Raw genomic sequence first — 13,350 nt, 5'->3', positions numbered from 1 at the left:
GTGTTAAGTGATTTGATTTCCGTTTACAAAAGTAGTGTTTTCCACGCAAACCACATTACGTTTTGCCAGTTTTTTACACACCGCGGGCTACATTTTGCCATCCCCCACCATCGATGCGCCATGCGTAGTTGCCTCAGCCACTCTCCCCACCATCGCCGTCGGGGCAGAGGGAGCAGGCGCCACGCCGCTGAGGGCGCCAATCATGCCCGAGAAGACATCGAGAGTCATTTCGTGGTGCGAAACGACTATTGCACGCCGCGATACAATTAAGGCAAAGCCCGAAATGACTATATCTCACCGCCGAATGAACTTTTCGGCCATCGCGACGCAGATTGCGAGGGATGCGGCGAGGACGGCGAGGGTAAAAATGGGGGTGAAGATGGTTTCCATAACACGCGCACGCATACATATTTTTAACAAATATGATGCGATTTGTTTTGCAAAATGATTGGTTATGCGTAACTTTGTAGATGATTTTCCGACAGCGCCCGCTGCCGGACCTCACCAGCATAAGGTGAAGACAACTATAACAAGAAACAATACAAACAAGCCAAACAAAATGAACAAGCTAAGAACCCTTTGCACAGTATTGCTGTCGGCAGGTATGGCCATGATGGCCTACGCCGGGAGCAAGACCGAACCCGTAGATTATGTAAGCACGCTGGTAGGCACGGCATCGTCCTACGAGATATCTACCGGCAACACCTATCCCGCGATAGCCATGCCTTGGGGCATGAACTTCTGGGTGCCTCAGACCGGAAAGAACGGCGACGGCTGGACCTACACCTACTCAGCCAACAAAATCCGTGGCTTCAAGCAGACCCACCAGCCCAGTCCGTGGATCAATGACTACGGCATGTTCTCGCTGATGCCCGTCACCGGACGCGCGATCTTCGACGAGGAGCAGCGCGCCAGCTGGTTCTCCCACAAGGCCGAGAAGGCACTGCCCTACTACTATCGCGCCTATCTGGCCGACTACGATGTGGTGACAGAGATTGCGCCCACCGAGCGTGCCGCCAGCTTCCGCTTCACATTCCCCGAGACCGACTCTGCCTTCGTGGTGGTCGACGCCTACCACAACGGCTCTTACGTGAAGATACTGCCCCAGGAGCGCAAGATAGTGGGCTATACCACCTTCAACCACGGCGGTGTGCCCGAGGGCTTCCGCAACTACTTTGTCATCACCTTTGACAAGGACTTCACCTATACCGCCACCGTAGACAAGGGCGTAATCAGCCGCGGCATCGCCGAGACTGCCAACGACCATGCCGGAGCCATCATAGGCTTCAAGACCCGCAAGGGAGAGGTGGTCAATGCTCGCGTGGCATCATCATTCATCAGCGCCGAGCAGGCTGAAGTCAACCTCGGAGAGATTGGCAACCGCTCGTTCGACGATGTGTGCAAGGCCGGACGCCAGCGCTGGAACGAGGTATTGGGTCGCGTCGAGGTCAAAGACCAGAGTCTGGACCACCTGCGCACCTTCTACAGCTGTCTGTACCGCTCGGTGCTCTTCCCCCGCGCCTTCTGGGAGGTGGTAGACGGCCAGCCCATGCACTACAGCCCCTACAACGGCAAGGTAGAGAAGGGCTATATGTACACCGACACCGGCTTCTGGGACACCTTCCGTTCGCTCTTCCCACTGCTCAATCTGCTCTACCCCTCGGAGAACGCCAAGATGCAGGAAGGTCTCGCCAATGCTTACCGCGAGAGCGGCTTCCTGCCCGAATGGGCGTCGCCCGGCCACCGCGGCTGCATGGTGGGCAACAATTCGGCATCGGTAGTGGCCGACGCCATCATCAAGGGAGTGCGCACTGCCGACGCCGAGACGCTGTGGCAGGCTGTGGTACACGGTACCCAGGCAGTTCACCCAGAGATAAGCTCTACCGGCCGTCTCGGACACGAATACTACAACAAGCTGGGCTATGTGCCCTACGATGTAAACATCAAGGAGAATGTGGCCCGTACCCTGGAGTATGCCTACGACGACTGGTGTATCTACCAGATGGGCAAGGCACTGGGCAAGAAGGACAAGGAGCTGCGCCCATTCAAGCTGCGCGCCATGAACTACCGCAAGGTATTCGACCCCGAGACCCGTCTGATGCGCGGCAAGTTGAAGAACGGCGAGTTCCAGGCACCCTTCAACCCGCTCAAGTGGGGTGACGCCTTCACCGAAGGCAACAGTTGGCACTACACCTGGAGCGTCTTCCACGACCCGCAAGGACTTATCGACCTGATGGGTGGCAACGCCACGTTCAACCAGATGATGGACTCGGTGTTCACCGTACCTCCCGTCTTCGACGACAGCTACTACGGCTTTGTCATCCACGAGATACGCGAGATGCAGGTGATGAATATGGGCAACTACGCCCACGGCAACCAGCCCATCCAGCACATGATCTATCTCTACAACTACTCGGGCCAGCCCTGGAAGGCTCAGCAGCGCGTGCGCGAGGTGATGGACCGCTTCTATACGCCTAACCCCGACGGCTACTGTGGCGACGAAGACAACGGACAGACCTCGGCATGGTACGTATTCTCTGCTCTGGGCTTCTATCCCGTATGTCCTGCCAGCGACCAGTACGTGCTGGGTACGCCATACTTCGACAGCGTGACGCTCAATCTGGAGAACGGACGCAAGGTGACCATCAACGCCCATGGCAACGGTGCCGACGCTCCCTACATCAGCAGCATGCGTATCAACGGCAGCGACTACACCCGCAACTACATAGACCACGCCACACTCATGGGCGGCGCCAACATCGACTTCAGCCTCAGCCAGAAGCCCAACTACCAGCGCGGCACCAGCGCCAACGACGCCCCCTACTCGTTCAGCCGTGAACTGAAGAACAAGAAGTAACAACTATATCAATCATGAGAAAAACCATTAAAACACTGATGATGCTGGCAGCACTCACCCTGCTGCCGGCTCAGACATTCGCCATCAAGATTCTGCACGGGCCTTACTTACAGAGCGTAGGCGAAACCGAGGCCACCATCGTGTGGACCACCGACAGCATGTCGGTAGCTTGGGTAGAGCTGCTGCCCAACGACGGCATAGAGTTCTATGCCCAGGCGCGTCCCCGGTATTATGACACCCACATCGGCATCAAGCGCACCGACCGCATCCATGCCGTCACCCTCAAGGGACTCAAACCCGGCACCACCTATCGTTACCGCATCTATGCACAGGAGGTGTTGAGCCATCAGGCCAACAGGGTCATCTACGGCAACGTGGCAGCCACGGTGGTCTACAAGAAGGCTCCGCTGGCGTTTACCACACTCGATGAGCGCAAGGCGAGCACCTCCTTTGTCGTGGTCAACGACATCCACGGCAAGAGCGACGTGATGGCGCGTCTGCTCGGCAATGCCGGCTACAAGGACAAGGATCTCGTCTTCTTCAACGGCGACATGCTGTCAATCCTCGACAAGGAAGAGAAGATCTGGAACGGATTTATGGACGAAGCCGTCAAACTCTTCGCCTCGGAGAAGCCTCTCTACTATGTACGCGGCAACCACGAGACACGCGGACAGATAGCCGACCGCTTCCAGCGCTATGTGCGCCCCAACGACGCCAAGCTCTACTTCGCCTTCCGTCAGGGTCCCGTGTACTTCATCTGTCTCGACACCGGCGAGGACAAACCCGACAACGACATCGAGTATGCCGGCATCACCGACTATGACAACTACCGCAACGAACAGGTGGAATGGCTGCGCCAGGTCATCGCTTCCGATGAATACAAGCGTGCCCCCTTCCATGTAGTGCTGGGCCACATCCCTCCCCGTTATGACAAGGATGCCTGGCATGGCGATATTGAGGTCAGGGAGAAGTTTATCCCCGTGCTCAACGAAGCCAACGTCGATCTGATGCTCTGCGGCCACCTCCACGAGTTTGCCTACACCGAGCCCAATGCCCGTCTGAAGTTCCCCATACTGACCAACAGCAATGTAGCCATAGTCTCGGTCAAAGCCGAAGGCGGCAAGCTCGATGTCAAAGTGATAGAGGAAGACGGCAAGACCTCATTCCACAAGACCTACATGCAGCGATAGGCTGACAGCGTCAATAAACAAAGCGGACCAAGATGGTTATCCAACCTGTCTTGGTCCGCTTTTTTGTTATAAAGACTTGGGGCGCTGTGGCCCCAAGCGTCTGTTATCTCAGAAAGAGCATCTCGCGATACTTGGGCAGTGTCCAGAGTTCGTCGCTTACCACCAGCTCGAGCTTGTCTATCTGGTAGCGTATCTCCTCCATCTTGGGCGCCACGGTGTCGTGGTATGCCACAGCCTTGGAGCGCTCGTCCTCTATCTTGTTGGCCACCTTGCGGGCGTCTACGAGTTCCTCCACGCCGGTCTCTATGGCCTGGGTGCGCTCGGCTATCTCCTTGATGAGTTTCTTGTTGCGCGCGGTGAGTGCGTCGGCCTCTTCCTTGGAGAACACCTCATACATATTGGTCACATTCTTGAGCAGCTGGCTCTGGTAGTGGGTGGCCACGGGGATGATGTGGTTCATGGTGAGGTCGCCCATGACGCGGGCCTCTATCTGTATCTTCTTGGTGTAGGTCTCCCATTTCACCTCGTTGCGGGCTTCAAGCTCGGCGCGCTTCATCACGTTGAGACTCTCAAACATCTTCACGCTCGACTCGTCAAGATAGCGGTCGAAGATGACTGGACATGATGTCTCGCAGTCGAGACCACGACGCTTGGCTTCCTCAACCCACTCGTCGGAGTAGCCGTTGCCATCGAAGTGGATGGACTGGCAGGTCTTGAGGTCTTCGCGAACCACGTCGATGATGGCGCTTATCTTGTCCTCGCCCTTGGCGATGAGTGCGTCTACGCGGCTCTTGAAGTCGTTGAGCGCCTCAGCCACTGCGGCGTTGAGGGCAATCATTGCCGAAGCGCAGTTGGCCTCTGAACCTACCGCGCGGAACTCGAAGCGGTTGCCGGTGAAGGCGAAGGGAGAGGTGCGGTTGCGATCGGTGTTGTCGATGAGCAACTCGGGGATGCCGGGGATATCGAGGTTCATGCCCTGCTTGCCCTTCATCGAGAAGAGGTCGTCCTTGTCAGCTTTGACGATATGGTCGAGCAGGTCGGTGAGCTGTCGGCCCAGGAAGCTGGAGATGATGGCGGGTGGCGCCTCATTGGCTCCGAGTCGGTGGGCATTGGTGGCGCTCATGATGGAAGCCTTGATGAGTCCGTTGTGACGGTACACACCCATGAGGGTCTCGACGATGAATACCACGAAGCGCAGATTGTCCTCGGGAGTCTTGCCCGGAGCGTGGAGCAGCACACCCGTGTCGGTCGAGAGGCTCCAGTTGTTGTGCTTACCCGAACCATTGATGCCGGCAAAGGGCTTCTCGTGGAGCAGCACACGGAACCCGTGGCGGCGCGCAACCTTCTTCATGACCGACATGATAAGCATATTGTGGTCTACAGCCAAGTTGCACTCCTCGAAGATGGGCGCCAGCTCAAACTGGTTGGGCGCAACCTCGTTGTGACGGGTCTTGCAGGGGATGCCAAGGGCAAGAGCCTCGATTTCCAAGTCCTTCATAAAGGCCTGAACGCGCTCAGGGATGGTACCGAAGTAGTGGTCGTCCATCTGCTGGTTCTTGGCAGAGTCGTGACCCATAAGGGTACGGCCGGTAAGCATCAGGTCGGGACGCGCGAAGTAGAGTCCTTCGTCTACGAGGAAGTATTCCTGCTCCCAACCCAGGTTGGCCTGCACCTTCTTGACACCGGGGTAGAAGTACTGTGCCACTCCGGTGGCAGCCTCTCCTACTGCGCGCAACGTGCGGAGCAACGGCGCCTTGTAGTCGAGCGACTCGCCGGTATAGGAGATGAAGATGGTGGGTATACAGAGGGTGTCGTCGATGATGAACACGGGCGATGTGGGGTCCCAAGCCGAATAGCCGCGTGCCTCAAACGTGTTGCGTATTCCTCCTGATGGGAAACTTGAGGCGTCGGGTTCCTGCTGGACGAGTAACTTGCCTGAAAACTCTTCTATCATACCTCCCTTGCCGTCGTGTTCGACAAAGGCATCGTGCTTTTCGGCCGTTCCCTCGGTCAGGGGCTGGAACCAGTGAGTGTAGTGGGTCACGCCGTTCTCCTCGGCCCATTGCTTCATGCCCGCAGCCACAGCGTCGGCTATGGAGCGGTCGAGCTGGGCGCCGTTGTCCATTACATCTACCAGCTTGCGATATACATCGGCGGGCAGGTACTTGAACATCTTGGCACGGTTGAACACCAGCTTTCCGAAATACTCGGACGGACGGTCCTTGGGAGTGGCCACCTCGACGGGTTTCTTGTGGAAAGCCTCTTCTACAGCATCAAATCTCAAATTTGCCATAATCTTCGTGAATTGTAAATATGTTGATAACTTGAATATTCTTTGTTTCAGCGCTGCCGGCGATGGCTCCGTCGCGTGCCGACATGGAGGGCCTCACCGTTACGGTGTGCAAAGTTACTGAAAATCTTGCCTATTCCTTTACTGTTTGTCACTTTTTTTTACGATTTTCATCCTCTCTGCCGTCATCCCATCCATTGGCGCAGTCGCTGCATGGCTTCTTCGCAACTGTCGCGGTCGCCAAAGGCGGTGAGACGGAAGTAGCCCTCGCCGCTGGGACCAAAGCCCACGCCGGGGGTGCAGACTACCGAGGCGCCGTAGAGCATCTGCTCGAAGAAGCGCCAGCTCTCCTGACCCTCGGGAGTGCGCACCCAGAGATAGGGAGCGTTCTCGCCGCCATAGACGCTGAAGCCCATGGCGCGCAGGGCGTCGGTCATGAGTCGGGCGTTGCCCATATAGTAGTCGATGGTGGCTCGGGTCTGTGCCTTGCCGTCGGGGGTGTAGATAGCTTCGGCTGCGCGCTGTGAGATGTAGCTGGCGCCGTTGAACTTGGTACACTGGCGGCGCTCCCAGAGATGGTTGAGCTCCACCTGCTGGCGTCCGTCGGTGGTCACAGCTTTCAGGTCGCGCGGGATGACGGTGTATCCGCAGCGTACACCGGTAAAGCCTGCCGTCTTGGAGTAGCTGTGGAACTCTATGGCACACTTGCGTGCGCCCCGTATCTCGTATATCGAGTGGGGAATGGACTTGTCCTGGATGTAGGCTTCATAGGCAGCATCGTAGAAGATGATGGCGTCGTTGGCGAGGGCGTAGTTGACCCATTTCTTCAGTTCTGCCTTAGACAACACGGTACCCGTGGGGTTGTTGGGATAGCACAGGTATATCATATCGACACGGTGGTCGGGCAGCGCGGGCACGAAATCGTTCTCGGCAGTACAGGGCAGATAGGTCACGTTGCTCCAGCGGCCGTTGGCGAAGGTTCCGGCGCGGCCTATCATGGCATTGGAGTCGATATAGACAGGATAGACGGGGTCGGTGACAGCCACCGAGTTGTCCCAACGCACTATCTCCTGGATGTTACCCGTATCACTCTTGGCGCCGTCGTTGATGAAAATCTCCGAGGGGTCAAGGTGTATGCCGCGAGGGGCAAAGTCGTTCTTCAGGATGGCTTCGCGCAGAAAGTCGTAGCCATGCTCGGGGCCATAGCCGTGGAACGACTGCTTGACAGCCAGGTCGTCTACGGCGCGGTGCATGGCTTCAATCACCGCTGGACACAGGGGCTGGGTGACATCGCCTATTCCCAGACTGATGACGTGGGCATTGGGATGGGACACGCGGTAGGCGTTGACCTTCTTGGCCACATCGGCGAAGAGGTAATTGTCCGAGAGTTTCAGGAAGTGTTCGTTTACTAAAGCCATATTCTTCTTGATGTTGTTAAAGTGGAATTACAGGGTTATCTCGCCGTCGTAGACAAACTCGGCAGGGCCCGAGAGCATCACGTGGTCGTCCTCGGCCCATCTCACGTGGAGCCTGCCGCCGTCCATCACCACATCGCTCTCGCGTGAGGTCAGCCCCACGTGGGCGGCAGCCACGGCGGTGGCGCAGGCTCCGGTTCCGCAAGCCATGGTGATGCCCGACCCGCGCTCCCAGACACGGGTGCGCAGTTCGTCGGTGCCCGTCAGCTGGGCAAACTCTATATTGCAGCGCTCGGGGAAGGCTGGCAGATGCTCGCCCATAGCCCCCACGCGCGCCACATCGATGGCGGCGATGTCGTCGACGAAGACCACACAGTGGGGATTGCCCATCGACACAAACAAAGGATGCCCATACTCTCGCAGGGCATCAAGACCCACCTGCTCGTCATACTGACTGGCTTGGTGGAAAGCGGGTTGGAGCATATCGACGGTGACGCCGGTGACCGTAAGCCGGTCGGGCGAGAGGGTCAGCGAGAGTGTTTTCACCCCCGAGAGGGTCTCAAGTTTTATCTCGCTGCTATCCGTAAGATGTCGTTCATAGAGATATTTGCCGATACATCGGCTTGCGTTGCCGCACATCTTGGCTTCGGAGCCGTCGGCATTGAAGATACGCATCGAGAAGTCGGCTCCGCTCAGTATCGAGGGCTTCCCGATAAGCACCAGACCATCGCTCCCGATGCCTGTGTGGCGGTTGCTCCACTTCACCGACGCCGTCTGCGGGTCGGAAATGGGGTAGCGGGTGGTGTCGACATAGATGTAGTCGTTGCCGGCACCGTCCATCTTGGTAAAGTGTATCCTGTTGTGCATCGTTTCTCTCAATCTTACGATTGCAAAAGTACATAGTTTGTCACAAACCATGCCCTAAAATATTGTTTTTTTATCTTTTATTTATGAGAAAGTTACGATTTGCAACGCCGAGATGCTGTTTTCGTATAAAAATGTAAGCACGGAAGTTGCCAAGACTTACACTTTTGTCACAGAGGTCATCAAAAATACCGTGGAGATGGCCAGGAGCATTGCAGAGGTCATCTCCATGCGCGCATCTGCTATCCCCACGTGGATGAAGAGAATACAAAAAACCTTGGCGTCTTCTGACGGCTCCGCCTTGGTGGCAATGACAGCAATGGCAGCCGGAAAACAAGTTTTCCTTCGTGCCATCACCGTCATCACCACCGTCATGCGCGGCATGACGTCAGAAAATACCAAGGAGCAAAAAGCCGCCGTTGGCGGTAAAAAAAGCCCGGCTCGCGCCGGAACAAAAGAGATAGTCAATAGGATAGCCGTAAGCAGCGGCAACTCTGTAGAAGTTGCGCTTACATAGCCCAGGGTTGCGGGCGAAGACCGCTACCCTGGGTAGGTTTACCGTTTTTATGGCTACTCTGTAGGAGTTGCGCTTAGCCGAAGGCGTTATACTCAGTCAAATAATATTCCCCAATACATTTCAGTCCATTGTCCTGCTGCGGGTAACGCCTTCGGCTAAGCGCAACACTTTACCTTTCCGCGCCGCATAGCGCCGCGCCGGTGACCTTCGGTTCAGCGTTGCTCCACCTTTTATATATAGCACCCAGGGTAGAGGCGCTGCGCACCTCAACCCTGGGCTGGGGAAACGCAACTCCTACAGAGTTGCCGGGGGTGCGTACCTTCCACAATGGGCTAACTATACATGTTCGTTAGGAGCACACCTTCCCCATTGGGCTAACTATACATGGTCGTTGGGAGCACACCTTCCCCATTGGGCTAACTATACATGGTCGTTGGGAGCACACCTTCCACAATGGGCTAACTATACATGGTCGTTAGGGAGCAGACCTTCCACAATGGGCTAACTATACATGGTCATTGGGAGCATACCTTCCACATTGGGCTAACTATACATGGTCGTTGGGAGCAGACCATCAGCATTGGGCTAATATTATACTCACACTTGTTGCATTGTATTCGGGACTGGAGAGGAAGACCTGGGCAAACCTCCTTATACTTTCCCCATCCATCGGGACGATGGTAACAATCTGTAACCAAATCTCGGTGATTATGTGAGAAAGTGTAAGGTTTATGGAGTTTATATCTTACACTTTGCAGATTATTGCGATTTTATTAAATCATATTGCTCTATTTCTGGCGGTTATCATGACAAAAGTGATTACTTTTGCAGGGGTAAACTTACTTATTTCCGGCTTTTCGCCCGTTATGGATGCTACACTACAGGATGACAGCATCAGACGACGACACACCGGCTATCGTCCAGAGACAGCCAACCTTATAAATATATATAATATGTGTGGAATTGTAGCCATTTTCAACATTAGCGGCCCTATGGGCCAGCTCCGTGACAAAGCACTGCGTATGAGTCAGAAGATAAGACACCGTGGCCCCGACTGGAGCGGTATCTATACAGGTCACACCGCCATCCTCGCCCATGAACGCCTGTCTATCGTCGACCCCCAATCCGGTCGCCAACCTCTGTTCAGCTGCGACCGCAAGCAGATACTCGCCGTCAATGGTGAGATATACAACCACCAGGACCTACGCGCCCAGTATGCCGACTCCTACACCTTCGCCACAGGCAGCGACTGCGAGTCTATCCTCCCCCTCTACCGCGACCTCTTTGCCGACGGCCGCGACCCCAGCAATGAAGACATCGTTGCCATGCTCGAGCGTCTCTCGGGCATCTTCGCCTTTGCCCTCTACGACGAACAGCGCGAAGAGTTTCTCATCGCCCGCGACCCTATCGGCGTGATACCTCTTTACATAGGTTACGACGGCGACGGTCGTGTCTACGTGGCCAGCGAGCTCAAGGCCCTCGAGGGTCAATGTGACCATTACGAGCCTTTTCTCCCAGGCCACTACTACTGGAGCCGTAACCTTGGCATGAAGCGCTATTACCGTAGAGACTGGATGCAGTATGACAACGTAAACGACAACGATGCCAGCGCCGACGCCGTGCGCCAGTCGCTGATGGGCGCGGTGCGCCGCCAGCTCATGAGTGATGTGCCCTACGGCGTGCTGCTCAGCGGCGGACTGGACAGTTCCATCGTCTCGGCCGTAGCCTCACAGTATGCCGAGCGCCGCATCGAAGACGGCGGACGGCAGAGAGCCTGGTGGCCCCGGCTGCACTCCTTTGCGGTAGGACTCAAAGGGGCGCCCGACCTGGTCAAGGCCCGCATGATGGCCGACCATATCGGCACCGTGCACCATGAGGTCAACTACACCATACAGGAAGGACTTGACGCCCTGCGCGACGTGATTTACTTCATCGAGACCTACGATGTCACCACCGTGCGTGCCTCGACGCCCATGTATCTGCTCGCCCGCGTCATCAGGTCGATGGGTATCAAGATGGTACTCTCGGGCGAGGGCGCCGACGAAATCTTCGGCGGCTACCTCTATTTCCACAAGGCTCCCTCTGCCCGCGCCTTCCATCAGGAGACGGTGCGCAAGCTGTCCAAGCTCTACCTCTACGACTGTCTGCGTGCCAACAAGAGTCTGGCGGCATGGGGCGTGGAGGGACGCGTGCCCTTCCTCGACCGCGAGTTTCTCGATGTGGCGATGCGCCTCAACCCCGCTGCCAAGATGTGTCCCGGCGACAAGATAGAGAAATACATTCTGCGCGAGGCCTTTGCCGACATGCTGCCCCACGAGGTGGCGTGGCGGCAGAAGGAGCAGTTCAGCGACGGCGTGGGCTATTCGTGGATAGACACCCTCAAGCAGATTACTGCCGAGGCGGTGAGCGACGACGAGATGGCACATGCCCACGAGCGTTTCCCTATACATACGCCGCAGAACAAGGAGGAATACTTCTACCGCAGCATCTTCGAGGAACATTTCCCGAGCGACAGCGCGGCTCTGAGTGTGCCCAGCGTGCCCAGCGTGGCTTGCTCCACCCCCGAAGCGCTGGCTTGGGATGCCACTTTCAGCGGCAAGAACGACCCCAGTGGCCGTGCCGTCCACGACGTTCATGCCCAGGCTTATTGACACTGCCGTCCCGAAGACGGGGCTGAGCCCGTCACTGACAGACTTCACACAAATAATCATCCTATAAAGAGAAAAGAAAATGAAAGTACACAAGAAATGGATTATCCTCATGGCGGGCATGACGGTCATAGCCTTCGCCGGACTGTTTGCCACCGAACCCTCGTTCGTCTGCGACTTCAACAAAATCAATGATGCCGATGTGGCATGGCTCATCACCGCCACCATCTTCGTGCTGATGATGACGCCAGGCCTGTCGTTCTTCTACGGCGGCATGGTGGGAGCCAAGAATGTCATCTCTACCATGCTGCAGAGCTTCATCGCCATGGGTCTGGTGAGCGTGCTATGGGTGGTCTTCGGCTTCAGCCTGGCGTTTGGCGACGACATCGGCGGAGTGCTGGGCGACCCCACCACCTTTCTGATGTTCCAGCACGTGGGCGCCGACACCTACATCACGCCTACGGGCAAGCTGCTGGGCGGTGCCACAATACCCCTCGCCCTCTACGCGCTGTTCCAGATGAAGTTTGCCATCATCACCCCATCGCTCATCACGGGTTCGTTTGCCGAGCGTGTGCGCTTCTCGGCCTACCTGTTCTTCATGATGTGGTTTATGGTGTTCATCTACTGTCCGTTGGCCCACATGACGTGGCACCCCGACGGCCTCTTCCTCAAATGGGGCGTCGTCGACTTCGCCGGAGGTATCGTGGTCCACGCCTCATCGGGAGTGGCAGCCCTCGCGGGAGCCATCTTCCTGGGCAGAAGGGCTGCCCAGACGCGCCAATCGCAGCCTGCCAACATCCCCTTTGTACTGTTGGGAGCAGCCATGCTGTGGCTGGGATGGTTCGGCTTCAATGCAGGCAGTTCGCTGCATGCCGACGGCCAGGCAGTCAAGGCGTTTCTCAATACCAATACAGCCTCGGCTACAGCGATGATGACCTGGATATTCTTTGACTGTCTGCGTGGGCGCAAGCCTTCGGCCATGGGCGCCGCCGTGGGTTGCGTGGTAGGTCTGGTGGCCATCACCCCGTCGGCAGGCTACGTCTCCGTAGGACAGAGTATCTTCATCGCCTTTGTCATCACACTGATATGCAATATCGCTGTCTACTGGCGCAGCCACAGCCGCATCGACGATGCCCTCGACGTATTCCCCACCCACGGCACGGGCGGTATCTTCGGCACAGTGCTCACGGGCATTTTCATCCAGGAAGGCCTCATCTCGGGCACGTGGGCTGGCGTGGTGGTCTTCCTTTACCATCTGCTTGCCGTGGCCATCGTCATCGTCTATACGTTTGCCATGAGTTATCTGGGCTATTGGCTTATCGACAAGGTCATCCCCATGCGCGTGAGTGCGCAGAGCGAGCGCGTGGGCCTCGACATCTCCCAGCACGAGGAACACTATGGTCTGTCGCATATCGGTGAGCGCGAGATAGCCGAATACGAGGACTATCTGCGACAGAAGGAATAGCGATGCGACAGGATTGATATTCTCAATCACAACATCTATAACCTCAACCGGGGATGCCAACCGTGACGGTCGGCTCTCCGGTTTTTTTGTGAAGGGAGGCCCCT

9 protein-coding genes are annotated in these 13,350 nt (G+C 56.6%); 5 read left to right on the top strand and 4 right to left on the bottom strand.

Annotated features, from left to right (window positions below):
* Positions 1-87: 87 nt before the first annotated feature.
* Positions 88-228 (bottom strand): hypothetical protein, encoded by a 141-nt coding sequence (locus CIK92_RS13870; protein WP_158214807.1) that lies wholly within the window; start codon positions 226-228, stop codon positions 88-90.
* Between the two features lie 331 nt (positions 229-559).
* On the opposite strand from CIK92_RS13870, the gene CIK92_RS13140 reads away from it, so the two are divergent.
* Positions 560-2,857, top strand: a complete 2,298-nt coding sequence (locus CIK92_RS13140) for a GH92 family glycosyl hydrolase (protein WP_094389385.1) — start codon at positions 560-562, stop codon at positions 2,855-2,857.
* A 14-nt stretch (positions 2,858-2,871) separates the two neighbouring features.
* On the top strand, positions 2,872-4,047 hold the full coding sequence (locus CIK92_RS13135) for a metallophosphoesterase family protein (protein ID WP_094389374.1): 1,176 nt from the start codon (positions 2,872-2,874) through the stop codon (positions 4,045-4,047).
* A 103-nt stretch (positions 4,048-4,150) separates the two neighbouring features.
* Here the strand turns inward: CIK92_RS13135 and CIK92_RS13130 are convergent, their stop codons facing one another.
* From CIK92_RS13130 to dapF, 3 genes are all read right to left on the bottom strand, one after another.
* Positions 4,151-6,340: a glutamine synthetase III gene (locus tag CIK92_RS13130; RefSeq protein ID WP_094389373.1), complete on the bottom strand. Its 2,190-nt coding sequence runs from the start codon at positions 6,338-6,340 to the stop codon at positions 4,151-4,153.
* A 182-nt stretch (positions 6,341-6,522) separates the two neighbouring features.
* Positions 6,523-7,755 (bottom strand): LL-diaminopimelate aminotransferase, encoded by a 1,233-nt coding sequence (locus CIK92_RS13125; RefSeq protein WP_094389372.1) that lies wholly within the window; start codon positions 7,753-7,755, stop codon positions 6,523-6,525.
* A 27-nt stretch (positions 7,756-7,782) separates the two neighbouring features.
* Positions 7,783-8,619: a diaminopimelate epimerase gene (dapF, locus tag CIK92_RS13120; RefSeq protein WP_094387096.1), complete on the bottom strand. Its 837-nt coding sequence runs from the start codon at positions 8,617-8,619 to the stop codon at positions 7,783-7,785.
* 112 nt (positions 8,620-8,731) lie between these two features.
* Between dapF and CIK92_RS13115 the strand changes: the two genes are divergently transcribed.
* The 3 genes from CIK92_RS13115 (at position 8,732) to CIK92_RS13105 (ending at position 13,246) form a co-directional block, all read left to right on the top strand.
* Positions 8,732-9,133 (top strand): hypothetical protein, encoded by a 402-nt coding sequence (locus tag CIK92_RS13115; protein ID WP_094389371.1) that lies wholly within the window; start codon positions 8,732-8,734, stop codon positions 9,131-9,133.
* A 953-nt stretch (positions 9,134-10,086) separates the two neighbouring features.
* On the top strand, positions 10,087-11,784 hold the full coding sequence (asnB, locus tag CIK92_RS13110) for an asparagine synthase B (protein WP_094389384.1): 1,698 nt from the start codon (positions 10,087-10,089) through the stop codon (positions 11,782-11,784).
* Positions 11,785-11,863: 79 nt separating this feature from the next.
* Positions 11,864-13,246, top strand: coding sequence for an ammonium transporter (locus CIK92_RS13105; protein ID WP_094389370.1), 1,383 nt, complete (start codon positions 11,864-11,866; stop codon positions 13,244-13,246).
* Positions 13,247-13,350: the final 104 nt, after the last annotated feature.

Origin of the sequence: Prevotella sp. P4-67 (genome assembly GCF_002251325.1) — a bacterium.
Classification (GTDB): domain Bacteria; phylum Bacteroidota; class Bacteroidia; order Bacteroidales; family Bacteroidaceae; genus Prevotella.
This window is presented reverse-complemented; position numbering and strand designations above follow the sequence as displayed.